The organism is Deefgea piscis (genome assembly GCF_019665785.1).
GTDB lineage: Bacteria > Pseudomonadota > Gammaproteobacteria > Burkholderiales > Chitinibacteraceae > Deefgea.
In genome coordinates this window covers 3,304,028-3,327,037 of record NZ_CP081149.1, presented here as the reverse complement: position 1 = coordinate 3,327,037, position 23,010 = coordinate 3,304,028, and the positions used below count along the sequence as shown (strand labels likewise).

32 protein-coding genes are annotated in these 23,010 nt (G+C 51.9%); 3 read left to right on the top strand and 29 right to left on the bottom strand.

Going from position 1 to position 23,010, the window contains the following annotated elements:
- Nucleotides 1-3: 3 nt before the first annotated feature.
- From K4H25_RS15515 to K4H25_RS15480, 8 genes are read right to left on the bottom strand one after another with little or no spacing between them, the layout of a single operon-like run.
- Entirely contained in the window at nt 4-393 is a 390-nt protein-coding gene (locus tag K4H25_RS15515) for a hypothetical protein (protein ID WP_221021303.1), read from the bottom strand.
- Nucleotides 393-842: a hypothetical protein gene (locus K4H25_RS15510; RefSeq protein WP_221021302.1), complete on the bottom strand. Its 450-nt coding sequence runs from the start codon at nt 840-842 to the stop codon at nt 393-395. The genes K4H25_RS15515 and K4H25_RS15510 overlap by 1 nt, the downstream gene beginning before the upstream one ends.
- Before the next feature lie 13 nt (nt 843-855).
- Nucleotides 856-1,077 carry a hypothetical protein gene (locus K4H25_RS15505; RefSeq protein WP_221021301.1) on the bottom strand — a complete coding sequence of 74 codons (222 nt, stop codon included), beginning with the start codon at nt 1,075-1,077 and terminating at the stop codon, nt 856-858.
- The gene (locus K4H25_RS15500) at nt 1,074-1,283 is read right to left on the bottom strand and encodes a hypothetical protein (protein ID WP_221021300.1); all 210 of its coding nucleotides are present in this window, start codon (nt 1,281-1,283) and stop codon (nt 1,074-1,076) included. Before K4H25_RS15500 ends, K4H25_RS15505 begins: the two co-directional genes overlap by 4 nt.
- Complete coding sequence (locus tag K4H25_RS15495; RefSeq protein WP_221021299.1) at nt 1,280-1,963, bottom strand: site-specific integrase; 684 nt, start codon at nt 1,961-1,963, stop codon at nt 1,280-1,282. The genes K4H25_RS15500 and K4H25_RS15495 overlap by 4 nt, the downstream gene beginning before the upstream one ends.
- 2 nt (nt 1,964-1,965) lie before the next feature.
- A complete protein-coding gene (locus K4H25_RS15490; protein WP_221021298.1) occupies nt 1,966-2,154 on the bottom strand; it encodes a hypothetical protein in 189 nt (62 codons plus the stop codon).
- Nucleotides 2,147-2,602 carry a phage regulatory CII family protein gene (locus K4H25_RS15485; protein ID WP_221021297.1) on the bottom strand — a complete coding sequence of 152 codons (456 nt, stop codon included), beginning with the start codon at nt 2,600-2,602 and terminating at the stop codon, nt 2,147-2,149. Before K4H25_RS15485 ends, K4H25_RS15490 begins: the two co-directional genes overlap by 8 nt.
- Nucleotides 2,603-2,637: 35 nt before the next feature.
- A complete protein-coding gene (locus tag K4H25_RS15480; RefSeq protein WP_221021296.1) occupies nt 2,638-2,886 on the bottom strand; it encodes a helix-turn-helix domain-containing protein in 249 nt (82 codons plus the stop codon).
- A 93-nt stretch (nt 2,887-2,979) separates the two neighbouring features.
- Here K4H25_RS15480 and K4H25_RS15475 point away from each other — a divergent pair, with 93 nt between their 5' ends.
- Nucleotides 2,980-3,321, top strand: a complete 342-nt coding sequence (locus tag K4H25_RS15475; protein WP_221021295.1) for a helix-turn-helix domain-containing protein — start codon at nt 2,980-2,982, stop codon at nt 3,319-3,321.
- A gap of 61 nt (nt 3,322-3,382) precedes the next feature.
- On the opposite strand, the gene K4H25_RS15470 is transcribed toward K4H25_RS15475, so the two are convergent.
- From K4H25_RS15470 to K4H25_RS17165, 21 genes are all read right to left on the bottom strand, one after another.
- Complete coding sequence (locus K4H25_RS15470; protein WP_221021294.1) at nt 3,383-3,658, bottom strand: hypothetical protein; 276 nt, start codon at nt 3,656-3,658, stop codon at nt 3,383-3,385.
- Complete coding sequence (locus tag K4H25_RS15465; protein ID WP_221021293.1) at nt 3,648-4,166, bottom strand: DUF4376 domain-containing protein; 519 nt, start codon at nt 4,164-4,166, stop codon at nt 3,648-3,650. The genes K4H25_RS15470 and K4H25_RS15465 overlap by 11 nt, the downstream gene beginning before the upstream one ends.
- An 8-nt stretch (nt 4,167-4,174) precedes the next feature.
- Nucleotides 4,175-9,679: a phage tail protein gene (locus tag K4H25_RS15460; RefSeq protein ID WP_221021292.1), complete on the bottom strand. Its 5,505-nt coding sequence runs from the start codon at nt 9,677-9,679 to the stop codon at nt 4,175-4,177.
- A gap of 4 nt (nt 9,680-9,683) precedes the next feature.
- Nucleotides 9,684-10,109 (bottom strand): DUF6950 family protein, encoded by a 426-nt coding sequence (locus K4H25_RS15455; RefSeq protein ID WP_221021291.1) that lies wholly within the window; start codon nt 10,107-10,109, stop codon nt 9,684-9,686.
- The gene (locus K4H25_RS15450) at nt 10,109-10,666 is read right to left on the bottom strand and encodes a hypothetical protein (protein ID WP_221021290.1); all 558 of its coding nucleotides are present in this window, start codon (nt 10,664-10,666) and stop codon (nt 10,109-10,111) included. Before K4H25_RS15450 ends, K4H25_RS15455 begins: the two co-directional genes overlap by 1 nt.
- Nucleotides 10,667-10,668: 2 nt before the next feature.
- Entirely contained in the window at nt 10,669-11,289 is a 621-nt protein-coding gene (locus tag K4H25_RS15445) for a hypothetical protein (RefSeq protein WP_221021289.1), read from the bottom strand.
- 40 nt (nt 11,290-11,329) lie between these two features.
- Nucleotides 11,330-14,350, bottom strand: coding sequence for a phage tail length tape measure family protein (locus K4H25_RS15440; RefSeq protein ID WP_221021288.1), 3,021 nt, complete (start codon nt 14,348-14,350; stop codon nt 11,330-11,332).
- An 8-nt stretch (nt 14,351-14,358) separates the two neighbouring features.
- Nucleotides 14,359-14,670, bottom strand: coding sequence for a DUF1799 domain-containing protein (locus K4H25_RS15435; RefSeq protein ID WP_221021287.1), 312 nt, complete (start codon nt 14,668-14,670; stop codon nt 14,359-14,361).
- Between the two features lie 32 nt (nt 14,671-14,702).
- A complete protein-coding gene (locus tag K4H25_RS15430; protein WP_221021286.1) occupies nt 14,703-15,056 on the bottom strand; it encodes a hypothetical protein in 354 nt (117 codons plus the stop codon).
- 23 nt (nt 15,057-15,079) lie between these two features.
- Nucleotides 15,080-16,024, bottom strand: coding sequence for a phage tail tube protein (locus K4H25_RS15425; protein WP_221021285.1), 945 nt, complete (start codon nt 16,022-16,024; stop codon nt 15,080-15,082).
- Complete coding sequence (locus K4H25_RS15420; RefSeq protein ID WP_221021284.1) at nt 16,008-16,208, bottom strand: hypothetical protein; 201 nt, start codon at nt 16,206-16,208, stop codon at nt 16,008-16,010. Before K4H25_RS15420 ends, K4H25_RS15425 begins: the two co-directional genes overlap by 17 nt.
- 4 nt (nt 16,209-16,212) lie before the next feature.
- Nucleotides 16,213-16,617, bottom strand: a complete 405-nt coding sequence (locus K4H25_RS15415; RefSeq protein ID WP_221021283.1) for a hypothetical protein — start codon at nt 16,615-16,617, stop codon at nt 16,213-16,215.
- Nucleotides 16,614-17,138: an HK97 gp10 family phage protein gene (locus K4H25_RS15410; RefSeq protein WP_221021282.1), complete on the bottom strand. Its 525-nt coding sequence runs from the start codon at nt 17,136-17,138 to the stop codon at nt 16,614-16,616. Before K4H25_RS15410 ends, K4H25_RS15415 begins: the two co-directional genes overlap by 4 nt.
- Nucleotides 17,135-17,770 carry a hypothetical protein gene (locus K4H25_RS15405; protein ID WP_221021281.1) on the bottom strand — a complete coding sequence of 212 codons (636 nt, stop codon included), beginning with the start codon at nt 17,768-17,770 and terminating at the stop codon, nt 17,135-17,137. Before K4H25_RS15405 ends, K4H25_RS15410 begins: the two co-directional genes overlap by 4 nt.
- Nucleotides 17,771-17,773: 3 nt before the next feature.
- Nucleotides 17,774-18,130, bottom strand: a complete 357-nt coding sequence (locus tag K4H25_RS15400; RefSeq protein ID WP_221021280.1) for a hypothetical protein — start codon at nt 18,128-18,130, stop codon at nt 17,774-17,776.
- Between the two features lie 43 nt (nt 18,131-18,173).
- Nucleotides 18,174-20,735: a phage protease gene (locus K4H25_RS15395; protein WP_221021279.1), complete on the bottom strand. Its 2,562-nt coding sequence runs from the start codon at nt 20,733-20,735 to the stop codon at nt 18,174-18,176.
- Nucleotides 20,736-20,872: 137 nt separating this feature from the next.
- A complete protein-coding gene (locus K4H25_RS15390) occupies nt 20,873-21,076 on the bottom strand; it encodes a hypothetical protein (protein ID WP_221021278.1) in 204 nt (67 codons plus the stop codon).
- Between the two features lie 11 nt (nt 21,077-21,087).
- Complete coding sequence (locus K4H25_RS15385; protein WP_221021277.1) at nt 21,088-21,273, bottom strand: hypothetical protein; 186 nt, start codon at nt 21,271-21,273, stop codon at nt 21,088-21,090.
- Nucleotides 21,270-21,446 carry a hypothetical protein gene (locus K4H25_RS15380; RefSeq protein WP_221021276.1) on the bottom strand — a complete coding sequence of 59 codons (177 nt, stop codon included), beginning with the start codon at nt 21,444-21,446 and terminating at the stop codon, nt 21,270-21,272. Before K4H25_RS15380 ends, K4H25_RS15385 begins: the two co-directional genes overlap by 4 nt.
- Nucleotides 21,439-22,032, bottom strand: coding sequence for a BRO-N domain-containing protein (locus K4H25_RS15375; protein ID WP_221021275.1), 594 nt, complete (start codon nt 22,030-22,032; stop codon nt 21,439-21,441). Before K4H25_RS15375 ends, K4H25_RS15380 begins: the two co-directional genes overlap by 8 nt.
- A 71-nt stretch (nt 22,033-22,103) precedes the next feature.
- A complete protein-coding gene (locus K4H25_RS17165) occupies nt 22,104-22,286 on the bottom strand; it encodes an Arc family DNA-binding protein (protein WP_221021274.1) in 183 nt (60 codons plus the stop codon).
- A 96-nt stretch (nt 22,287-22,382) separates the two neighbouring features.
- Between K4H25_RS17165 and K4H25_RS15365 the strand changes: the two genes are divergently transcribed.
- Nucleotides 22,383-22,613, top strand: coding sequence for an Arc family DNA-binding protein (locus K4H25_RS15365; protein ID WP_221021273.1), 231 nt, complete (start codon nt 22,383-22,385; stop codon nt 22,611-22,613).
- Complete coding sequence (locus K4H25_RS15360; RefSeq protein ID WP_221021272.1) at nt 22,613-23,005, top strand: hypothetical protein; 393 nt, start codon at nt 22,613-22,615, stop codon at nt 23,003-23,005. Before K4H25_RS15365 ends, K4H25_RS15360 begins: the two co-directional genes overlap by 1 nt.
- Nucleotides 23,006-23,010 lie beyond the last annotated feature (5 nt).

The window sequence follows — 23,010 nt, the reverse complement described above, 5'->3', positions numbered from 1 at the left end:
TAGTTATGCTGCGATCAGCGCCTCCCAGCGCTGGGTCGAAGCAGTGACGAGGCCATACTTCGCGCCATTGGCGCTGGCCATAATGCAGGGCTCGCCCGGTAGCGCCGGAGCGGCATACCAGACGTGATCTACGCTTGCGAGTTTATTGAGGGTGTCACCGTGCAGACATTGATAAACAAGGTCTGGCGACTGATACCCAACATCTGTATCAATCACCATCAATGCCTCGTCATACGGCACAGGACAGCCATCAATCAGCTGCCTAAAATCACCACAACATGCCAACAATGGCACCGCCAGCAAGCTGCCGTGATGCGCGGCCAATACATGGCCAAAGCAGCGATACAAACGGCCATCGAGACTAAATGGGCGGAGTGTGGTGAGCGACAACATTAAGCAGTCTCTAGCTCGTGGACTGGCGAAGTGCCCCAAGCCACTGCAGCCAGTAAGGCCATATCGAGTCGTTCGGCATAAAACCACTGACCTTCCTCACGACAATCTATGCGGCGATGCTGCTGGCTCAGTTGCTCAACTCGAATCAACCAGCCGAATTTCTTTTGTTCATTCAGCCATTCAATCACTTGTGAGTCTGACAACGACGCCATAGCGGGATGGCCCAGCGTTGTGCCAATCGTGGCAATGTCTAAAAACAATTGCTCTGAAAAAACTTCTGGTACCGAGCTCCACGTTGCGATTAAGCCCAGTTGAAACGTATGCTCAACAATCAATCCAGCATCAATTAGCTGGCGCTGGATCACCGGCAAGGTCACCGTTGGGTAAAAATCAGGTACGTCAGCGAAGTAGGGCAGGGAATTCAAATTAGCTACGGCTGTATTCAACATAAATAAACTCCAATTAATGACTAAGGCGGGGCAGTGGATCGGCAAATAAAGGATCACGCTGCGCTTGCCGCGCCAATAGATCCTCAACCTCGCGCCGCAGCTCGCGCCGCTTGCGTTGTTCTTCACGCGCCAGTTGCGCCTCTGGCGTTAACTCAACCGGCGCTGGCCGTGGCCTGGTGCGATCAAACTTAGGATTAATGGTGATGGCTTGGTGGGGTTCAGGGCGACGGCTCATGATTTGGCCTCGGCTAAAATTTCGAGTAGGCAATCAAGGCGTATTTCGTGATCGATCCGCAAAATTTGATTAATCAGCTTTGCTTTTTTTTCTGGCATCAATCCTGTTTCTTCAACGCGCGCATTTTCAGATTTGAATGACACAACGTAATGCACCGTGCCTTTGGGTGGATTAGTCCGAGGAAGAGTGGCTTTGTATTTGCTCATGCGTGCATCCCCCGTAAAAACTCACGCTTTGGCGTACGGCCGCCGCGATGGCCTTCAAGTCGCTCGGCTTCAGCTTCCAGCTCTTGGCGGCTCGGTTTTGAATACAGCATCGCGCTGGCGCGGGCTGATTGGCCTAGTTTGTAGGCCACTTGTAAAAATGGATCAGAGGCGACCGTTTGACGGCGAGTGCGCTGAGCAACGGTATGGCGAAAACAATGCGGTGAAATCCCTGCTGGCAGCCCGGCTTGATTGGCCCAGCCCTGTAAACGGGCTTGATAGCTGCGAACCGATAATGCTGCGCCTGTTTTGGCAACCACTAAGGGGCAATCGTCATCCCAAAGGTCGCCTTGGCTGCGCATTTGTTGCTCGTTGAGCGTCAATAACTCACGCAGCGCGTTGCTCGCAGTTTGATTGAGTAAATAGCTGTGATCGCGGCGCTCGATACGTCCGGCTTGAGTCCGTACGCCTTTACGGCGGCTAGCAGCGATAAATAAGCGCGCATTCTGAATCCACTGCCGCGCATCGCCTTTGGTGGTTTGAGCAAATTCATTGATGCGCAAACCGGTTTCATTCAAAAACTGGTATACGGCCAGATCACGGCGGGCCAGTGGGTCGGCACGGTGATTTTTCAGACACTTAAATAAGCGCCTGAGCTCATCCTCGGTAAGATCTCGGTTCATAACTATGCTTCCTTCGTTCTAGGATTACGGAATCCGTCCGTGGCGGTTGCTGCTTGCGCAGCCATAATTTCAGTGCCAAATACAGCGACAAACACTTTGCCAAAATCAACCTCAGCCCCAACAGGCAGCGCATGACGCACGCCTTTAATGCCTTTGGCCTGTAGCGCCGCCGAAGGCAAAACCTCATTCATCGATCATTCCTTCTAGCCGGCCTAACAAAACAGCGACTGCACCGTGTAAATCATTGGCCGCACGATCAATCGCGTTAAATTCATGCCGTTGCAATACGCGATCGGCAAAAGCCTTGCTCATTTCGCTATGCACAATCCCTTTTTTAATTCCCACTTCGCCCACCAAATCCAGCAGCTCAGTGTCGGGAACGTGATCCAGCTTTGGCACCACAAAAAAAGCGCCGCCAGTAGCATGGCTTAGCGCTTTCATCATTCGCAAATCGCGAGTAATTGAAGTTATTACCGCAACCTCAGCTGCAGTCAGCTGCGCTTGGGTGTCATGCGGGTTCGCTTTGTTGTAAAGCGTACTCACTGGCATGCCCATTAATCCGGCTAAAGCAGCTACGCCATAGTCGTGGATAACGGCTTGAGCGGCTTCGGCAAAGTTATTTGGAGGTAATGCTTTCATCGTCGGTAATTCCACGGCTAAATTCTGATAGGGGTTTAGTGCGACTTACTTGAAAATTCACCAGTCATGAATCGTCTTGGGTACAAGATTTCCATTTCTGAAATCCGACCACCCAATGCACCGACTAGCTTTTCTGCGTTTGCTGGCGTTGGTGTAATTACGCAATTTTCAAAATCTGAAAGACTTGCCTGAGAAACACCGATGTAATCTGCCAGCTCAATCTGACTCAAACCTTGTGATTTACGCGCCGCTTTGAGCGGAGAAATCGCTATTTTTTTTTCCATTTGTGCCTCGCTAGATCTTACTTGCTATAAATATAGTCGTTAACTATATTTTTGTAAAGTCATTAAGCGTTTGAAAATATAGGTAGCATCTATATGATGGTTAGAATGATCGGAGACCGAATTCTTAAGTCGCGTAAAACGCGCAAACTAACGCAGGTGCAACTCGCTGAGATGATTGGCATAAAGCAATCGTCGGTATCAGCGTGGGAGCGCGGCGACGCAGACCCGTCCACTGATAACTTGTCATCATTGGCGGCTTTATTACGGATATCGTATGAATGGTTGGCGACAGGCCGAGGAGAAATGGAAAGCAGCTATCAAACGGTGAAAGTAGAAGAGCCTACTTTAGAAACCGAGCTGATTGCTGCATTTAGAGAATTGAGCTGGGCTCACCAACAAGCATTAGTTGAATATATTAAAAAACTAGTACCCTAATCACATCACACTTGGCTCAAAGCACGCCATGAGCCAAGTGACAAACACATCGGGCAAATATCTAGCCCCACCAAGCCACTAACAGCACTGTAAAAGTTGGCCAAATTGCATCGCCGATTGAATCAGCCGACCAGCCCAATAACCCTTCCCACGGCTTCAATGGGTTTTTGTTGCCGTAGACGAATAGCTTGTACTCGCGCTGCGTATGCTCGCGGCTTAAAAACCAGCCGATGGCAAACGCCGCGCCCAGCCAGAGGCTATCAAACGCCAACCAAAACAGCGCCTGCATCAATAGCGCCAACACAATGTGCTCGGCGTGCGTGCGATTAAATAGCATGTTTAAACCCCCCCATCGTAAAGTGAATTAAATCGGCATCGGCTACACCAGTCAGCCGTTGCAACTCGGCGGCTTCCCACGCAAACGCCGCTTGAATATTCACGCGCACCGCTACCCATAGCGATTCATAATCACCGGCGCTAAGCGGGTAAAAAACGCCATCGTCAAGCTTCCACTCTGGGGGCCAACTGCCAGAGCTTCTACCATCATCGACGGCCATTTTTAACGATGCCACTGCATCGCGTGCGGTATTGACGGACTTACCTTGCCACACGGTACCGCCGGTTTCATGTCGCCAGCGGGCATCGGCGATTTGCGCGGCCACTTGCTCTCGCGTCACCACCGGCACGATATCGACCAGTTGCCCGTCCACATAGCGCTGATCCAGCCGCGCTATACCGGCGACTTTCTGCAACCCATCGTAAGCCATCACCTCAAAAACACTTTCGGTGGTTTGCCCAACTTGAGTTACAGCGCCAGTCTTTAGATCATAAAAAAAGTAATCCATATCTATCCTTACCGTCTAAATACCATGGCCACAGCTTCGGTCCGGGTCGAACCTGCCCGACATGAAACCGGATAAGTGCCAACTGGGAAATCCACCCCGGCAATAAAGTTAATCCCCTGGCGTAGCTGCCCCTGAAAACTCGCACTACACGAGGTCGCCATGACAGTTGATCCGCCAGATGCGCCCGAAATCGTGGTTGAGCCACTAATAAAAATCACCACCAAGGCCCCTGCAGGCACCTCAATCCATAGCTCGCCATTGCTGGATGAATAGGCATTCGTAATGCCGCGCGCCACGATATGATCAGCAGTAATGGTGTTGGCCGTCACTGACGTAGCATGGATATTGCCGCGAGCATAGATATTCTCAAAGTGCGCGTAACCATCCGTGCGGATAATTGCGCGGGCACTACCCCCTGCACCACATTGCAAAAAATGCCCCTGCCAAGGTGCGTTCAAATCAATGTACTGCTCAGTGGGCCAGTTTGCGCTGCGTAGCACACCTGCGGTGATATCGCCGCCGCGCAGGGTAAGCGAACCATCAAGCGCGCTGTATTGCAGATAACGCCCTGCGTTATAACTGCCGAGCAGTAGACCGTTCGGGCCGAGATACATGTTTTGCGACATGTTCCCACTACCACCCTTCCAATCCCACCCCCAACACGCACCGCCCAAGATCGCACCGCCGGTCATTTTCAGATCGCCGGTCACGTTCAGCGATCCGGTGTTGGTCGTGACGGCCTGTAGATTAGTGACCGACAACGATTTAGCCGTGACTGAGCCATCAATCAGCATATCGCCGCGAATGCCGACTTTATTCACGCCGTTGACATTGCCGACCGAAAACACCGTTTCACCGCGCCCGATGCTAGTTGGTGTTGATACCCGGAACACGTCAGCGACAATGTCAAACGCCGCCGACGTGCCGTCGTTGTACATCTTGGTGCCGCTGATATGCCCATTCACATCGAGCATCAGCCCCGCCGTCGCGGCGATTTTGCCTGCGGTATCAACCGAGGTCTGCAGCGCATTGGTCGCCGTGACTTTGACATTGCCGACTTCGGACGTGAGCGACGTCACCGAGCTCGCGCTGGCCTTGCCTGCAATATCGGTCGTAACTTGATCGATGCGCTGGATCTGGGCGGCGAGCTCGGTTTTGGTCGCCGATAGCGGGTTAAGCTTGGGAATCTCAGTCGATGGCGCAGTGACTAAAGTCACTTCGGGCGCGCAAAAATACTGACGCACCGTGGTATCGGTACTGTAAAAAAAGTACGCCCGATGCCCTGAAAAAGCTTGCCCTGCTTTCCAGCAAAAATTAATACCACTGGCGAGCATAAGCCCCGTTTCTAAATCAAATACCCCTGCGCCTGCGTTTGTCCGATCAGTTGACCCCGCCGGGAAAACATAGCCCACCATCAAATACCATTTGTTGAGCTCAAGCTGATTAGTTACAGCCCCAAAGAAATACGGATTGCCACTAATTACTGAGGTATTTAAATTGCAAACAGTCCCTATTTGCGGCCCCAAATACATTGAGCCACGATTAATCACCTCACGCTTCACGGCCACGGCAAAACGATAGGTTTTAGTCGGATCAATCACCAAGGCATTATTGGCATTCCAACCGCCATCATTATTACCATCCCCCGATGGCAGACACTGCCACAGCACTTGCGACAAGCCATCGGCACCAACCCCCATCACCATCGCATTTTCGCTCGGTAATCCATTGAGCGGCCACGCAAACGAATCCATTTTCCAGCCGGACAAATCGATCAAATTCACATCGGGCAGCGTGGACACCTTAGCCGAAAGATCCGTAACGCTTTGCGCCGAGGCTTTACCTGCTACATCGGCAATCACATCATTCAGCTGCGACTGACTGGCCTTTGTACCTAAACCTGTCGTTGGGTTTTTAACTATCGCATCCAGCGCAGTCAAACTACTCGCCGCCGCTTTACCCGCCACATCGGCAATCACGTTATTGAGCTGCGACTGACTGGCCTTTGTACCCAAACCTGTCGTTGGGTTTTTAACTATCGCATCCAGCGCAGTCAAACTACTCGCCGCCGCTTTACCCGCCACATCAGCAATCACGGTATCAAGCTGCGACTGACTGGCTTTTGAAACCAAACCCGTGGTTGGGTTTTGCACTTGCGCATCAAGCGTAGCCAGGGCAGAAGCCCCCGCTTTACCATTAACATCGATAATGACGTTGTCGATGCGCTGGATTTGCGCGGCGAGTTCGGTTTTAGTCGCTGATAGCGGGTTAAGTTTGGGAATGTCGGTCGATGGCGCAGTGACTAAAGTCACTTCGGGCGCGCAAAAATACTGGCGCACAGTGGTATCGGTACACTCATATAAAAACGCCCGATGCCCTGAATTGGTTTGATCGGCTTTCCAGCAAAAGTTATTCCCGGACTTAAGCAACAGGCCCGTCTCTAAATCATACAGCCCTGCGCCTGCATTGGTATTGCCAGTCGATCCTGCAGGAAACACATACCCCACCATCAAATACCATTTTGACAATGCCGCAGGCCGCGCAGAACTAACAAAGTACGGATTGCCTTGACTCACAACGGTATTAAGACTACAGACTGAATGCCGCTTTGGGCCAAAATAAACCAAGCCACCCAGCGCAACTTCTTGCTCTACGGTCACGGCAAAGCGGTAAGTTTTAGTCGGGTCAATCGTCAACTCACCCGCTTCCCACCCACCATCAGCCGCCCAACCATTGATCGAGCCATCGCCCGACGGCAAGCACTGCCATAAAGGCTGCGATAAACCATCGGCACCAATCCCCATCACCATGGCGCTCTCGACCAAAGCACCCGTCACCGGAAAGGCAAACGAACCCACTTTCCAAGCCGACAAATCGACGATATTCACATCAGGCAGCGTAGATACTTTCACGGCTAGATCCGTGACGCTTTGCGCCGAGGCCTTGGCGTTGAGCTTGTTATTAAAATCCAGCGCTAGCCCCGGCAAAGCCACATCAAGCGCTTCAACCCCCTTGCCGATATCGCCAATCAACCCCGGTGTGAGCTTTTCTGGCCCCAGCGATTCAATGTCTAAAATATCGCCGCTAATGGTGCTGATTTTTACGAGCAAACTCGGGCTGTAGACAATGCCGTCGTCGCCAAACACATCGTAAGCCGCCGCTTTCAGGTAATAGGTTTTACCCACTACTAGCGGCGCACCGGCGCGCATGGTTAGCAGCGTTGGCGTATCGAGCCGCCCTTTGTACGCCAACGTGGCGGCGCTGGGGGTGAATACCGGCGTATCACCCAAATGGCAAATCACCCCCGCTAGATCGACCTCAGTCGGCGGGGCGCAATTAAACGCAATCGCTAGGCTATTAGACCAAGCGACCAGCCCCGCCAATGCCACCGGCGGCGCGTTGGTTTCGGATTTTGTCGCCCAATTGGCCGAGCCACGCCCATCATTGGCCATGGCTTTAACGCGAATGGTTACCGTGCGATTGATGGCGTCGGCGCGATTCATCGCTAGCGTGTATTCGTAGCGCTCAGTAAAAATCACGTCGCTACGGCGCGTTACGCCACCGGTCACGATTTCTAGCGCGTATTTTGCGGCGTCAGGATGCTTCGCCCAAGTAAAAATAAACTGCCCCGCTGGGCCAAATTCGCAAACGATGCCAGTCACATCAGGCAATGACCCCGCAGGCGCGACGCCGGTTGCGCCTGCGGTTACGTTCAAACCAACACGGCCAAAGGCCGACACCGCAGCGACCGACACAAAATACGGCGTGCCTGGTACGACGGGCAGCGTCGCCGATAGCTCGCGGGTGCTCATATATTGCCAAGTGGTTTCCGATTGCTTGCGCCAGCGCACTTGATAGTCAACGACCAGCCCTTGCACCGCTGGCCAGCTGGCCTTGAGGCGGCACTGCACTTCACCCGCCCAGCCGTATTGATTGTCGGTTACTAGCGTTAAACTCGCGGGCGCGGCGAGGATTTCAAACGGGTCGGGCAGATTCGTTGCAGGCGCTGGCGGTAGCGCGGTCATTGGCTTATCGGTGTAAAGCCCCGGGTCGTATTCGTTAGCGGTGATTTCGACCTCGCCCGACGGTAGCGGCTTGACGTTAATCACGCGGAACTGCTTGTTTTGCCAGCCGGTGGTTTCGTGCGATACCGCAATAACATCAGTCGGCTGCACCAATTGCGCTTGTGATAATGCTGTGAAGCTAATGCTGATGTTGTTGCGGCTGTCGCGTAAAGCTCGCTCGGCCAAGAATTTAGCGCGGCGCTCGTCATACGCTAGCGAGTAATCGCGGCTCGACTCCAGCAAGATGTCGCCGTCTTCAATCCGCCACGCCGCATTAATCACCGCTGCGCTGGACTCCACAAAGTTACGTGCTGGATCAACAAAGCGGCAATTGAGCTGGTTTAAGCGATCACGGCGGTCGGCCATTTTGATTTGCAGCTTGCCAACCATTACATCAGCATCAAAATTCATCACTGGCACATCGGCTTGATCGATTACTGGGCGATAAACACCATCAGCCTGCAGCAGCGTGCCTCGGCAATGTTCAAGGATCTCTTGCACATTATCCAAGCAAGGGCGCGAGGTATCGAGCACCCCGTTAATGGCGTAGCGCGGCACTGGTTTTACTGATTCGACTTGATTGGCATCGATATTTTTATGCCCCATATCGATCAGCTGGTCACAATAATTGGCGGCAGCAATAAAGCCCGCATCGCTAATATCTGCCGCGCGCAAGCCACGACCATAGCGCGGCGACAATAGGTAATCACGCAGCGCAAGCGCTGGATTGCTCGATGCGCCCGTTGTGCCGGTACGTGGATCGAATACCTTTTTGCCTTCCATTTGCACAGTAATGACCGGCACCGAGCGCCACACGTCGGGATTCCACTCAAGGCGCACATAGCTATAAGCAATGCCGGATAATTTATGCGCGGCAGTCCATTTGTCAGGCAAGGCGGCAACGAGCGAAGCGCAAGCGGGCTGGGCGTCAGTGCCGCTAAAGTATTCCCACTTCACCAAGTCGTAATCTTGCTCTTGCTCTTCGTATTTATCGTAAGTACGGGAGTAGGGCGCGGCGTTGACTGGATAGACCATTTCTGTGACCGTACCCAATTTAACCTGCACCTTTTTACGCATTTTAAATTTTTTGTCGGTGCATGGCGTATCGTCGAGATACAGCATCGATACCGCCCCGCATTCGCCTTCGGCATGAGCAATGACGATGTGCAAAAACTTTTTATCGCTCGACACTTCTTGCAGGCAGTAATAGCCACCGACTCGCACCGAGCCATAAACCACCGGCAGATTACCGACGTTGCTCATGGTATTGAATTTTAAATTCATCGCCGCGCGGGCGGCTTCGGCCATCTCTCTTGCTTGGCGCTCAGCTTTTGATTTGGCGCTACTGGCACGACTTATGCCGTACAGCGTCGTCGCCACCATCAGCGCGATTTGCCCCACCGTAATGCCAGCAAAAACGACAGTACCTAAAGCTGCAATAACTGGCATGGCATCAACCCTTTTTTAAACGTACTGCACGCACAAAAATCAAACTATCAGCAGAACAAAGCACCACACCGGTATCAGGGTGCGACGTGAGAAATTGCCGCCCAACCATCAAGGCCGCGCCAATACCAAACGGCGGCCCACCCGTAAAGCCAATGTCGCCCACTGTCATGTGCGACACCGGGATTTCTTCAAACCCAGCTTTACCCATGCGATAAATCAAACCACCCAAGCCCTCGCGGCCTAAGAAATTTCGCATTGCGCCCGCCGATTTAAGATCGGCAATGTGGTCGGCAAATAGCGTAGATCCGGTGGCTTCATCAATCGCCCGCAGCGCTAAAGACAGGCAAACAGTGTTTGGGCGGCGATAGGGTTGGCCGACTTCGCGCACGGCAAAGTCACATAAATCTTGCGTAAAATTTGGATTGAACATTATTTACCACCCCATTGGATTTCTTTGCCGAGCTGCGGCACGTATTCAAACCCCTTATCGCCGGGGAAAAACACTTGCTGGGCGTCGTGATTAGTCAGGCGACCGCGAACGCGCTCAAAGTCGATAAAGTGGCCCGAGGCGCGCAATTGAATAGTGCAAGTACCAGAAGCCGGGTCGTCTTCTGTTGCTGGGCCATCGCTGCGGCCATCGAATAAAATAAACGGCTGTAACATGGTGCCAGCGGCATTGAAATACACCCGCCACACCACCATGCGGCGACCCACAAACTGATATTGCAACGCCGCAGCAATCATCGCCTGATCGACGCCCGACAGCGTGACCGTCACCGTGCTGATATTCATCGCGTTACCGTCACCATCGTGCTGAAAGTCAAGCAAGTGGCCACCGGCAGTAAAGGTATTGACGCCCATCACGACATCAGTCACATCGTCAGTGAGGCGGATTGGGTTATTGTCCAGATACAGCTCAAGCAGATGCACGTAATGCTGCTGCGATGCGCTCATTTCATTGACTGTGGTTTGCGGTAGTGCGCGCATAATTAAATCGACTCAATTAATTTGACGGTTAAACTATGAAAAAACGGCGCGCTAATGCTTTGATTTTGCTCGTTATCGACTAGCGAGCATTGCACCAAGACATTTTTGAGCCCCGCGACGGTCGCAACCGGCAACGGGCGAATCAGATCAAATGCCAGATTGATCGTGGCCACGCCGCTGGCATTACTCACTGCATCGCGGGCCACCACATAAGCTTTGGCATGATTAGCAAAGCGAATTAAATCCCCGGCATTAAGCACGGTTTTATTGGCGACAAAGCCACCCAAGATCACCGTTGATTGCCGTGCGGCCGCAGCAGTGTTAACCGTAGCCGTGGCGGGCGCGCTACTGCTAAGGCTGTCTTTAAGTAGTGGCGGTGCAAAATCAAACACACCAAACTGCCCGTTCTGGGCCTGGATAAACCCCCACAATTGCGCCGCCTGAGCGCGAGTAAGCTTGCTAAAGCTCGCATCAAACGTGAGTAATGTCGTGCCACTACGCCGCGCTTGCCGTACACCGCCGATGGATTTGGAAATGTAGTTATTGCTTTGGCTACCCATCGACAACGACGATGGGGCTAAAGTTGGGAATTGCGGCATAAATAAACCTTGATGTGATTGCAATCATTGCAATCATTGCAATAAACGCAATGACTGCAATCGGTTAAAAGTTCGGCGTTTGCCGCGCTCGGGTCATCGCACCACGCACGGCGTTTGTCGCCATTTCGGGGACGCTGTTTGCTAACCGCGCCAACGCCGCTTCGATGCGCTCAACCGCGCCAGCATCAGCACCACGGGCGTCGATCTGCGGCGAGATCACCACTGATACCGCTTGGCTAGATGACTGCGTACCGCCGTTTTTGAACATGTCCCGCATTGGGTTAGCGATATACGCTGGCAACACCACCTCTTCTTCGTGTAACTGGGTTAGAGGATTGACGCCACTGGGAATATCAAAGCCACGAGAGGCGGAGGGAACGAACCCGCCCAAGTTGCCGATATTAGTAAAGCTAGGCGCGGCGGTTTGCGTGCCAAAAGTACCGTAGCCACTACCGCCAAACATACTGCCGATCATGCTCATACCCAAACCAAGCAGCCCACCAAGCCCGCCACCGCCGCCACCACCACCGCCGATGACTTCCATCAGCGGCTTAATCAACGACTGGCGGATCTGATAGCGGATTAAATCCTGAATCATGGAATCGATCATGCCCTTGAAACTCATACCGCCGCCAGTGGCGAACGACACCATGCTGTCTTCCATACTTTGGAATACCCCGCGATAGAGCCCTTGCAAATCATCAGCCTCTTGCTTACGCGCGGCGGCAAAGTCTTTGGCGGCTTTGTCGGCGGCTTCAAGACCGTCAAACTCGGTTTGTGCGCCAACTTTGCCACCCAGAATCGCCGCCTTTTCTTTGAGATATTTAATCTCTTTGGCCAGCTCGCCGGTGTCTTGGATCCGCGTAGCCAGTGCTTCTTTTTCCGCGATGGTGGCGTTGAGCTGGGCGAGGGTGTAGCCATCAAGCGCGGCTTCGCCCATACCGTAAAACTGCACTTTGTTTTGCCAACTTAATGTCTGTTGTTTGAGCTGCTCTAGCTCACGCTGATTAGCGTCGTCCTGTTTTTTAGTCGCGTCGGCATATTCTTTGGCAGCGCTCGCTACCTTTAGCAGATCGCCATACTCTTCAGCGGAAAGCAGTTTGAGCTGCAGCTTTTGGCGAATCTTGTTATCGCTAACAAAACTCAGTTGTTGCTGAATTTTTAGCGCCTCTTTCTCGCCCTCGTTGAGCTTGGTACCCCATGCTAGTTCTTCTTTAACCGCGTCAATTTTAGCTTTGAGCGAAGCCAGCTCATTGTCGGTCGGCAAAGTAATTGCGCCATTGCTTTTACGGGGGGAGGGGGTTTCTTTAAATCGCTCGCGAATAGCTGATTCGCCGCGCGCGATCGCGTCAGGAGCTAAACGGCTACTATTGGGGTCGGATTTGCGTAAAGCATCTAGCTGCGTGCGGTAGTTTTTTAGTGCGGTATTTAACTGCACTTGTTTGGATAGGTTTTGATCCTGCGCCGTTGCGATTGCGCTATATGCTTTTACACCCGCTTCGCGAATTTGACCTTGTTCCAGCTGAATGGCCGATTGCTTTGCCTCAAGCCGCAATAATTCCTGACGATTTGAGATTTCTGTTTGCTGGTGTTTTTCTCTGGCCAGTAATTCGCTGCGCTGTGCTGTGCTGCGATCTTCAATGGCGCGATTACCGTAATCCGCAGTACGGCCGGCTGCTGAGCTATTGAGTAACGATTGAGTGATTGCGAGTTGTTTTTGCAGTCTGGCCAGCTCTTCAGCCGGCGTGGATTTTCTACCCACATTCAGCATGTCATTCCAAACGCCAGCAACAGTGCCTTTGAGCGAGCTCCATGCTCGCTCAATACTGCCCACATTCTCGATGACTTGTTTCGACATCCGCTCGGATGCATCAGCGTAGGTATCTTGGGCCAGCTTAACGGCCTCTTGCGCCTTGCCTTGTTTTTCTAGCGCAGCAATTTGGTCTAATACCGAGGCGGTGAGGTGGTGGTAGCTTTCATTCAGTTTGATCGAGCCAGCAACCGGTGCATCGGCCAGCAGCGCAAATTCTTTGACGGTTTCAGAGATTTCTTTACCCGTGGCTTTATTAGCGCGTACCGCCACTTCGGCGTAGTGCTCCATGCTGGCCGCAGCCACTTTCCCCGAGCCGGCAATCTGTGCCAGCGCATCAGCTGCTGCAGCTTGCGTGCCGATGGTGTCGCCAACGCGGCGGCTCATATCCGTCAGTTGATTACTGGTTACGCCGGTGATATTGCCGGTCATCGCGATGGCTTTATTAAAAGCCTGCACCTCTTGGCTGCCGCTATAAAACGCATACGCAAATGCGCCTACGGTGACGGCCGTGGTGCCAATCGCCAAGCTCATCGGGTTAATCGCCGAAGTAATACCTTCAATCGCGGGGCCAATGCCACCAAACGAGTCTTTGATTTGCCCGCCTTGCTGTACCAGGATCAGCAGTGGGTTTTGTCCACCTGCCAGCTGCGTGGCGATATCGGTCATTTGCGCCGGCAATTGCCGCATGGCATTGGACGTTTGCCCTGCGCTCACGCCCACGGAGCGCACGGCGTCAGCAGTGACTGCACCATTTTTTACTGCTGCGGCACCCATCGCAGTAATTTTGTTTTCAATCTCGGTGATATGTTGCTTGGCTAGTGCCAGTTGCGTTGGATTCAGCCCCATCTGATCGGCGTCAAGGCGCTTTTTATCCCCCCAAGACAGGCCTGTAGTGGCATTTTGGTGCGCGAGGGCGTTTAAATACCGTTCTTGCGCCGCCGTTTTATCCGCGATCGCTCGAATCTCTCGGCGTGCAGCATCATCCTGCATTTTGGCCAATTGCTTGGCAGCTTCTTCTTCACGGTGATAGAGATCAATTTTATCGCCGATCAGCTTGGCTTGACGCTGTACCTCAGTAGATAGACCTTGCTGTTTAGCGGTATAGGCCGCAATTTCGCCCGAGGTTTTACCGAGCTGTTGGTATTCAGCCCAGAGCGTTTTAAGATATTTCTCTGCTTCAGCACCGACGCTTTGCAAAGATTGATTCACTTTTGCAGTTTCAGCGGGGACGCTACTGCCGTCCACCTTCACCTTAACGCCGAGCTCTTCCATTGCGATACCTAGTCCCAGTCGTCTTCAGAATTAAATACGCGCAGTGCTTCATACTCCATGACGCGTAAATCTTTAAATAATTTCGGCCATTGCCGCCGCGCAATGCCACTCATCCGCAGTGCACTTTCAACTGCTGTGTAGTCCAACCCTAAGCGCACAAAAGCCGCTGAACTGGCCACGCTGCGCCATTGTGTCTGGCAGCTTAAAAACAGCTGCACGACGGGATAATGCTCTGGCCATAAGACGAATTGATCGCAGAGGCTTTCTGGCATTTGCCCGCCAAACGCTTTAAATTGCGCCGCGAGTATCGGATCAGCCACAACCCCTCCGACGGCACGGCGGGCTGCGGCTCTTAGTTTCCCAAGCGAGCGCTATTAAACGCTTCAAAAAATCCGCGAATGATGTAACGGCGAATCGGGGCTTGATCAAGGACCGACTGAAGATTCCCCGGGTTAAATGGCAATGGTTTTTTGTCTTTGCCTTTGACTCGTTCATCCCAGCCGCACAGCACTTTTTCAACCATTTGTTGATCGCTGATTTCACCCTTATTCGATTGCTCGAGAATCGATTCAATCTCTGAGCCGGCTAGCCGATGAAACGTCGCGTCAAAGACAAAATCCATCGTATTGCCGTTGCCCAAAGGCATCGGCACCGTAATCGTTTGCGTGAGTGTTTCAGGTAGACCTTCAATTTGAAATTCGGACATGGTTTGCCTTTTGCTATTCGCGATTAAAGAACAGTGATTTTGAGTTCGTTATTACCCAAGGTCGTTGGGTTAAAGCTCAGGTCGAGCGAGATCATCGCCACGCCTTTGCTGTTGACGTAATTGGGTTTGCTAATCTGCATATTTGGCGCGTCAATCTGCACTTTATTGCCAGCTGTCGCCCCTTGAATCAACTGAAGCACGCCCGCAGCGCCACTTCGAGCGACGGCAAACCAATCTTTACTGGCAATAGTGCCCATCTGCACCACGGCTTTGCCGCTGGCTTTACGATCGGCAACCACTACTTCTTCAAGGCCAACCATCACGCGATGCTCAATGGCATTGCCCAAATCAAAGCTGAAAGACTCCAGCGCCAAGTCCGTCGCACCGTGCAAATTAAAGGTGGGCGTCGCTTGTGTTGAAACTGGCAATGGATCAACCCATTTAGAAAAATCAACCACCGGTGCTGCGGTATCGGTCACCGGCTGAAATAGCCCGGTAAAACTAAACTTGAGTGTTGGGGTTTTGGTGGCCACAAGGCTGGCGCTTATTGAGCCGCGAGCGCCAAAAATCTTATGCAATAAACCATCGAGATAAACATAGAGCGTGATCGATTCTGAGCCAGCACTCACCGGCTGGTAGATCACACTCACCCCAGCAGTAATGGTCTCCGACATATTGCAGGCCCGCGCCAATGCCCCCCACGCTGGCACCGTGCCAACGGTGCCCGATCCGGATAACGCCACTTCAAATTCAACTTTGGCGCGATTGACAACTGGGATATCCGGTGAATTACCAAAATACGGCCGAATATATTCCAGCGACTCGGTTTCTTGCTCGAGCGGCGTTAGTGTGACATTGCGCATTAAAATGGCATTGAGCGCGCCAGTCGGCGTGCTATCGGTCCCATAAGCGGTTTCAATCTTGGCCAGTGCGAGTAATTTTTTAAAAAACTTAGATGGCGTCGGCATGCTTCACCTCATTCGATTCAATCGCAGTTGAGTGGTCTTCAGTGGTGGCCATGTCGGTACGGCTGACCAATTCACGCGCGCCGCTGTCGGGATTTACGATATAGCTGCCGCCTTGCCCATGAAATGGATCTGCGGTAGCCGCTTCAGGCGCTTCAGCGGCAAGTAGGGCGGTTTTTTTTGTCATATATTTATTCTCTCCAAGTCAATTCAAAAACGATCCAGCCATAAGGCGCATCTAATTGGCCTGATTGCTGTAGGGCTTTTAATTCCAGCAAGCCGGCTAAGGCATTACTTTGAATAAAGGTTTTAATTTCTTGCGCCATACCAAGCTCAGCGTCTTCTACAGCTTCTGCAGGTAGATCATCATCAACTCGGATCTGCCCCACCATCGCCAGCTTCGTAGTGCCAAATTGCGCTTCTCCACCAATAAAATCAGCAAAGCCATCTTCACTACGACAGAGCAGCGTATAAACGCCCGCGCGTAACTCGGTATCACCAATCACCGACAAATCGCGCAAGCTGCGGCCTACATGTCGGCTAGGAAACCTCGCTTGCAAAGCGGATTTGATTTCATTTAAACGGGCTGGGGTCATGTCAGGGCCTTGGCCAATGCGATACGCAGCGCCGTCGTGGCTTGTTCGCGGGTTTTTTCTGCAGTTCTAGCCACAAAGGGATTGGGCTTAATACCGCGCATCTTGATGGCAAAACCAATGCCCCATGCGGCATCGAGGTAGCTGGCATGGCGTTTTTTACTAGTGATATTGCCGCCCATTACTCGCAAGCGAACCCACTCCATAAAGTCGGAGCCATGCCACATGCTCGGCAATTTGCCCGGCTTGCGACCTTTCTCAACCCACTCGGCATAGTGGACGCGTGGTGCGATCGTAATGCTGTGCTCATCGTCCTGCCGCACATGGATTGAATTCACCAGCAATGAAGTCAGGCTGCCATAGCGTTTTTTTTGCGGGCCAAACGGGCCATCCACCTGTGATTTCATTTCTACCGCGATCAGGCCACCAGCGGTTTGCAGGCCATCTCGCAGCGCTGCGCGTAGCCGATCCGGATTTAGCGCCGCTAAATTGACATGCCTAACTTCAATCGAAATCATGCTCATAGCGTGGCTGCCTTGGCTTGAAACTCAGCCATCAGTGCCTGGTACAGCGCTGCGGGTGTGCTGTTGCGCGGCGTGCCTGTGAGACCGTCTCGCATGGCGGTCGGTTTAGTGATATTGCGCATCGTGAGCTCGCGCATCGCTTCAGCTTGCATGCGTAAAATCAATAGGCCGCGATGACGCTCAGGAAGGGTGGTATTGGCCGCATCGACGCCCACCGCCGGTTTGGCGATGTAGCTAAATTTAAATTGCGAACCACACACCGCAATCTGCTGCGGGCTGGCTGCAGGGCATAGCATGAGCGCTGTCATGCCATTGATGTCGGCTTTGATGATGCTGGGCAATTGACCGGGGTAAAGGGCATCCCACGGCTGATAACTGTGTTTGCCCCAAATCATTTGGCCAAAGCGGGAATAATCTGCCGGCGCAGGATAAGCACCGGGCCAGCCGTCAATTTGGTCTGTCAGTAAGTCAACGCTAGCAAAGCGTGGGCAGGCCACGCTCGCCGCGATGTCTTGCAATGCCACATCTAAGTGCCGAATAAAATCAGCATCATTAGCCGCTTTAAATAAAGCGGCACTGTCGTTCAGACTGGCTTTGACATCCGCAATAATGGCGGCTTGGCTCATCGTCATGGCTTAGCCCTCGCCGCCTTGCTGTTCGGCGCCAGCACGGTTGAGCAGTAATTCAGCCACTGCGCCTAAAATCGTTTTGCGCGCTTTGCCCATTTGCTCAATCTCGCCCAATGCTTCTAATTCATCGGTTGGTAAATCAGGCAATGCATTGATCACGGTCTCCACATTGCTCGCCAATAATGCATGTAAAGCGGGATAGGCCAGATCCGCTTCGTTTGACTCGGATTGATTTGCGGCTGGTTGATAGTTAGGCAGCAAGGTTTCATCAACATCACGGGTTTGCCCCGGTGCAATGGTGGTTAAACCGACTGTGATAAATCGCTCGGTTTCATTGGTAAATGGAATTAGTTTTATTCGCATGATGCGCTCACAGTAAGATTGGGGCGGTTTCCCGCCCCTTGAATTAGCGGCCGCTAAAGCTATAAACCAGCACGCTGGTCAAACGATTGCGAATCGGCGTCGGCAATTTAATAGCGTTGTATTCTTCGCCATACGCTTGCTTTTTACCGACCGCTTGGCCTTGCGCATTCACTACTTCAAACGGCTCACCCAAACTGAATGGTTTCGCCACGGTGTAAGTGAGCTGGCCACGTTGACCCATCAAGATGCGTTGATCGCCTAGATCAATGCCCGGCGCATTGGTACCAAAGGCGGGGATGCCTTTGATGGATTGCAAATCACCTTGGCCATCGGTGCTGGTGCCATTGCGGCCCATCATGTTGATGAACTGTTCAGCATTGCTAATCGTGTCATTGAGGGTAGGGCTCATTAGCGCAAAATCAGGCTGAATAAAGCGCTGGCCCGACATCATGGCTTTTTGTGCGCCGACACCTTGCAGGGCTTTATTCAGTTGTTTTTCTAACGTTGAGCCACCCGGCACATCCAAATCGACCTTCAACAAATTGGTGGCGCGGCTGTAATCAATGGTGCAAACGCCAGTATTCGGCGGAGTAACAGGGGCACCATCTTTATTGACGAACTGGATATAGCCCATGTTGAAGCTATTGACTCGGTAGTATGTGGCGGCAGGCTGCGAACCAGAACCATCCCACGGCAATACCGCAATGTTGTTTAATTTTACGACGATGGGGTTTTCAGCTGAGCCAACTGCAATACCTTGCAAGTTGAAGGCTTGGAAAGGGCGAACGATGGGGAAGCCGGCTGACTTAATCGTTGATTTCGTCGTGCCATCCAATTGCGAGGCAATATTCTCAGCGCTCACCGCCACTGCGTTATAGGCGTCGCTACTGCGCTGCAATTCATTGGCGATGCGCTTGGCGATCAGCTCACGCATAACCCGGGCGCAAACTTCAATATTGCGCGCCATTGCATCCCAATTAATCGCGCTGGCACGGCTAAAGTGCGCCATCTCATTGGTGATGATGTAAGCCACTTTCATCGGTACAACATAGGCGGTGTCCATCGCTTGATTGATCGTGGCGTAATTGATGCCCTGACCTTCATAAACGATGCCGTCATTGAGCACGCCAGATACATCGCGATACTCGTACGGGATTTGCGTCGTGGCTGTCGCGGCAAAATCTGTCAACGTATTAATCAGCTGCAAGATATTTAAATCAGACAACGCCTCGCGGATGACTTCACGCTGAAAGCCAATCGGCAATGCGCCACGGCTCATATTGGTTTCGCCACCGGCGAGCATTTTCATTTCGGCGGCAATGGCGGCGCCATTGATACGATCGAATTCACTCAAGACCATTTCAACAAACGGGGTGGTTTTTTCTGCTAGTTTGAGCTGGCCAGCGCCATAAGTGGCGGTCTGCTTTAAATGATCGCGGTAAGTACCAGAGAGTTGCTTGGCACCTTCGTCGGGTACTGAAATACGCAAAGAGCCGGTTGGACCATAACCGAGCGATGCCAACTGCTTAGCCACTGCTGTTTGGTTGCCACTTTCAATCAGCATTGTCGCCAGTGTTTTGATTTGCGCTTCGCCCCAGCCGGGCATCAGCATGGCATTGCCACGTTCAGCCAGCGTTTTCTTGCTTGCGTCATCGATGCCACTGGCGGCATTGATGGTATCGGCCAGCATTTTTTCAGCGCTGGTTTTATCTTCGGCGAGCTTTTTCACTGCGGCAGCATCGGCATCTCGTGCGGCCGATAGGGCTTTTGCGACCTCGGCAACGATATCAACAGTTGATGCCGCAGGTGCCGGCGCAGTCAATGACAATTGCAGGGTGCCGCCTGCAGCCAGCTGCTGGCTCAATGCGATGGCGCCGCTTTCGAGTTGGCTCAAAATCACCGTGGCCTGCGCTTCATCAGCAATATGGGCTTCAGTCAGTGTTTTTAATGCGGCGTTGCAAATGGTTTCAACGGCCGCAGTACTCAAACCTTGAGCGAGTAGTTTTTTACGTAAAGCATCAATTTTTTCTTTCCACATGGCGTGAATCTCCGCAAGTAAGGTGGATTGCAATTCTGGATGGAGTAAGACGGGTGTTTCAGATTCGGAAAGCTTGACCGGGTCTAGCCGTTTGATCACCGGACGCACGGTGAGTCCAGCGCCGAGTAGGGTGCAGCCGTGCTGATTGCCCGCTTCGTTGTCGGTAAAGTTTTCGTGGTATTCGGCTGAGAGGTAGGCGTAGCCTTTGTTTTTTACCGCATCGATGCCATACGGCGACCAATCTACCAGTGCGCGTAAACGGTCACCTTCAACCGCCAGCTTTTGTACCTTGGCTGCTGCGCCTTTACTGGGCTCATGGTTCACATCGATAAACACATCTTGGCCAACCGTATTGGCATCAAAGTTTTTCACCATTGCCAACAGCATGTCGCGACTGATTTCAAAGCGGCCATAGCGTGGATCAGTGAATGATCCGGTGCGGGTGAGTGTGATCCAAGTCGGCTTTTGTCCTTCACCATCCCCCAGCTTCACATGGAGGCCGGACAGGAAGCGCACTGTACCGGTGGGTGTATTTGATGCGGAAAGTTTGATGATGCGTTTGCCCATGCCATCTCTCGTAAAAAATGAGTGCGGCGGACAAATGGGAGGAAATAAAAAAACCCCGCCGCACTAGCGATTCAACATCGCTTGCACAACAGGGTAGGGGGAATGGTCAAGCCAAAAAAGGCTCCAAAAAGGGCACGCTACAACGTTTCGTTAATCGGCAGCACCTTGCTTAATTCAGTGACCGTATTGCGATGATCTCGCGCGATGATGTCTAGTAAATGCACGGTACGCTTGGCGTTTGGATCAATACCACCTGCTGAACTGAGCAGGTCAGATAAATCCTGTAGTGCCGCACCATGCTGCTCTAATTTGTGAATGAGCGGGTGAATGTCTTTATCCATTTTTAAGCCTTTTAGTGAATGACTGTGGTTTGAATCAAGCGCGCTTCGTATCGACCACGCAGCGCATCAATGCAAAAAATTCGATAGCCTTGCGCCAGATACGGGGCAACATCATCATCAAACGACCCTAGCCCACGCGGGTCGAGCAAGATATGAATCGGAATAATGGGGGCCGGTGGTAGGCTGGCGGGGATCATGGCCGATCCTCCGCGTGGCGTAGCAAATAATCCAAGCGCGATTTGGCTCGCTCGATCGCATATAAATAGGGAATCGGGGCTTGAACATTCATCTGCCGTGCTATTTGATCTGCTTCTTCTAGCGCTTGCATGGCACGCCGCGCTTCTCGCAAGGGGTTGAATGCTTTAGCCATGGTTCACCTCATTTACCGCTGGGAGTGCTGGCAGTTGCTTTTCATTCGGAATCGGCTGACCTAAAGCGCTCGCCACTTCTACCAACAAGCCATAAAGTACAGCTCGGGCAAACGCGTCTTTGTTTTTTGCGACATCTAGTGTGAGCTGGCGCGCCAGTTTCACCATGGATAAACGCTCGCGAGTGAGCTCACCACCGGCAAAATAAAACCCTTGCTTGCGAATACCCGGCAATACTTCTGTGGTGATCCAGCGTTTGAAGGCTTTGGCCTCCTCTTTCCGACTCGTCAGTACCATTGAATACAGACCAGATTCACTGATGATATTGACCTTTTCGTTACCGCCAGCCATGCGGCTAAGGCCCTCAATAGTACTTAGGGCGTGTTCATCGTCATCAAGGCGTTGAACAGCCATGGTTGGGTTGGCCAAACCCAGCGCAGCGCAAACATCGGCAGCAACAAACCAAACTTCACCATCAGCACGTAAAACAACGCGAACTTGGTGTTGATGTAAAAAATGGTAAATAGATACAATGCCGATATCTGGCACGGCTTGTAATTTACTAGGTGTGCTATTATTAGGCTTCATATGAAGCTCCTTTGAGATGTGGTTTTCATATATGGCCCCAAAGTGTTCTAGCACTTTGGGGCTTTTCTATTTCAGTGGCTTGCCTGATGTGTTGGGCTTGCATGACTTTCCCTTTGTCGCTTTACCTCTCCTAAAATTGCGTTGATTTCACCAGTTAGACTGCGGCAATTTTTCTCCGCCTCACCAATCAGCCAACCTTTTAGCTCTGCTGTTAATCTCAAATTAAATTGCGGTAACGTTCGTGCATTCTTCACTTCTTCTCCTTAATTAATACCCCACCGTGGTGGCATTGGTTTAGTAGACCACGGTGGGGAATTGCTGTCAATACCACTGTGGTGCATTATTGCGACATGACCCGAGAAGACCCCCAATTTAAATTACGTGTTCCAGCCGAGCTACGAGAAGATATCGAAGTCGCTGCCAAAGCAAATAATCGCAGCATGAATGCAGAAATCGTCGCGCGCCTGCAGAGCACATTTAATTCTGAAGCAAAGGTTTCTAATTTGGATTTATCCCAAATTATTGATGCTGTCCGTGATGTAGTTCGTGTAGAGATCAATACGCTAAATGAGAAAAAATAGTGCTAATTCAGCAGTTTGATGCGAATAAATACGAATTTAAGAAGTTCGACACTGCCGTATCTCACCACATTAAATATCGTGATTTTCATATCGATCAATTGGCATTGCACGATAAGGTGCTGGCGCACTTAAGCACGCCAGTTGAAAGCCATGTGGATTTGATTTTGCGGCTCTATGTGATTTTGCGAAGTCAGAAAAAAGTGGCAGAAGAGTTGCGGGTATTGGGTGCCAAACCAACTTTAACCCATGAATATACGATTCCAGAGGTTAGTGCAGCTACCAGAAATGCAACAACTAGCGATTGCAGTTGCAAAGAATTAATTGAGTTAGCCAATGTGATTAGAGAAAAAAACCAACAATTGGTTTCTCTATTTTGCAATGATGGTGGTTAAAAATA

Excerpts from the sequence above, each read along its gene's own strand:
- K4H25_RS15515 (WP_221021303.1), bottom strand. The coding sequence starts at position 393 with ATGTTGTCGCTCACCACACTCCGCCCATTTAGTCTCGATGGCCGTTTG.
- K4H25_RS15420 (WP_221021284.1), bottom strand. The coding sequence starts at position 16,208 with ATGACAAAAAAAACCGCCCTACTTGCCGCTGAAGCGCCTGAAGCGGCT.
- K4H25_RS15415 (WP_221021283.1), bottom strand. The coding sequence starts at position 16,617 with ATGACCCCAGCCCGTTTAAATGAAATCAAATCCGCTTTGCAAGCGAGG.
- K4H25_RS15385 (WP_221021277.1), bottom strand. The coding sequence starts at position 21,273 with ATGATCCCCGCCAGCCTACCACCGGCCCCCATTATTCCGATTCATATC.
- K4H25_RS15470 (WP_221021294.1), bottom strand. The coding sequence starts at position 3,658 with ATGCTATTTAATCGCACGCACGCCGAGCACATTGTGTTGGCGCTATTG.
- K4H25_RS15500 (WP_221021300.1), bottom strand. The coding sequence starts at position 1,283 with ATGAGCAAATACAAAGCCACTCTTCCTCGGACTAATCCACCCAAAGGC.
- K4H25_RS15365 (WP_221021273.1), top strand. The coding sequence starts at position 22,383 with ATGACCCGAGAAGACCCCCAATTTAAATTACGTGTTCCAGCCGAGCTA.
- K4H25_RS15375 (WP_221021275.1), bottom strand. The coding sequence starts at position 22,032 with ATGAAGCCTAATAATAGCACACCTAGTAAATTACAAGCCGTGCCAGAT.
- K4H25_RS15485 (WP_221021297.1), bottom strand. The coding sequence starts at position 2,602 with ATGAAAGCATTACCTCCAAATAACTTTGCCGAAGCCGCTCAAGCCGTT.
- K4H25_RS15405 (WP_221021281.1), bottom strand. The coding sequence starts at position 17,770 with ATGACGATGAGCCAAGCCGCCATTATTGCGGATGTCAAAGCCAGTCTG.
- K4H25_RS15440 (WP_221021288.1), bottom strand. The coding sequence starts at position 14,350 with ATGGAAGAGCTCGGCGTTAAGGTGAAGGTGGACGGCAGTAGCGTCCCC.
- K4H25_RS15430 (WP_221021286.1), bottom strand. The coding sequence starts at position 15,056 with ATGTCCGAATTTCAAATTGAAGGTCTACCTGAAACACTCACGCAAACG.
- K4H25_RS15380 (WP_221021276.1), bottom strand. The coding sequence starts at position 21,446 with ATGGCTAAAGCATTCAACCCCTTGCGAGAAGCGCGGCGTGCCATGCAA.
- K4H25_RS15460 (WP_221021292.1), bottom strand. The coding sequence starts at position 9,679 with ATGCCAGTTATTGCAGCTTTAGGTACTGTCGTTTTTGCTGGCATTACG.
- K4H25_RS15480 (WP_221021296.1), bottom strand. The coding sequence starts at position 2,886 with ATGGAAAAAAAAATAGCGATTTCTCCGCTCAAAGCGGCGCGTAAATCA.
- K4H25_RS15475 (WP_221021295.1), top strand. The coding sequence starts at position 2,980 with ATGATGGTTAGAATGATCGGAGACCGAATTCTTAAGTCGCGTAAAACG.
- K4H25_RS15425 (WP_221021285.1), bottom strand. The coding sequence starts at position 16,024 with ATGCCGACGCCATCTAAGTTTTTTAAAAAATTACTCGCACTGGCCAAG.
- K4H25_RS15465 (WP_221021293.1), bottom strand. The coding sequence starts at position 4,166 with ATGGATTACTTTTTTTATGATCTAAAGACTGGCGCTGTAACTCAAGTT.
- K4H25_RS15390 (WP_221021278.1), bottom strand. The coding sequence starts at position 21,076 with ATGGATAAAGACATTCACCCGCTCATTCACAAATTAGAGCAGCATGGT.
- K4H25_RS15505 (WP_221021301.1), bottom strand. The coding sequence starts at position 1,077 with ATGAGCCGTCGCCCTGAACCCCACCAAGCCATCACCATTAATCCTAAG.
- K4H25_RS15410 (WP_221021282.1), bottom strand. The coding sequence starts at position 17,138 with ATGAGCATGATTTCGATTGAAGTTAGGCATGTCAATTTAGCGGCGCTA.
- K4H25_RS15450 (WP_221021290.1), bottom strand. The coding sequence starts at position 10,666 with ATGCGCGCACTACCGCAAACCACAGTCAATGAAATGAGCGCATCGCAG.
- K4H25_RS15495 (WP_221021299.1), bottom strand. The coding sequence starts at position 1,963 with ATGAACCGAGATCTTACCGAGGATGAGCTCAGGCGCTTATTTAAGTGT.
- K4H25_RS15400 (WP_221021280.1), bottom strand. The coding sequence starts at position 18,130 with ATGCGAATAAAACTAATTCCATTTACCAATGAAACCGAGCGATTTATC.
- K4H25_RS15395 (WP_221021279.1), bottom strand. The coding sequence starts at position 20,735 with ATGGGCAAACGCATCATCAAACTTTCCGCATCAAATACACCCACCGGT.
- K4H25_RS15490 (WP_221021298.1), bottom strand. The coding sequence starts at position 2,154 with ATGAATGAGGTTTTGCCTTCGGCGGCGCTACAGGCCAAAGGCATTAAA.
- K4H25_RS15455 (WP_221021291.1), bottom strand. The coding sequence starts at position 10,109 with ATGTTCAATCCAAATTTTACGCAAGATTTATGTGACTTTGCCGTGCGC.
- K4H25_RS15510 (WP_221021302.1), bottom strand. The coding sequence starts at position 842 with ATGTTGAATACAGCCGTAGCTAATTTGAATTCCCTGCCCTACTTCGCT.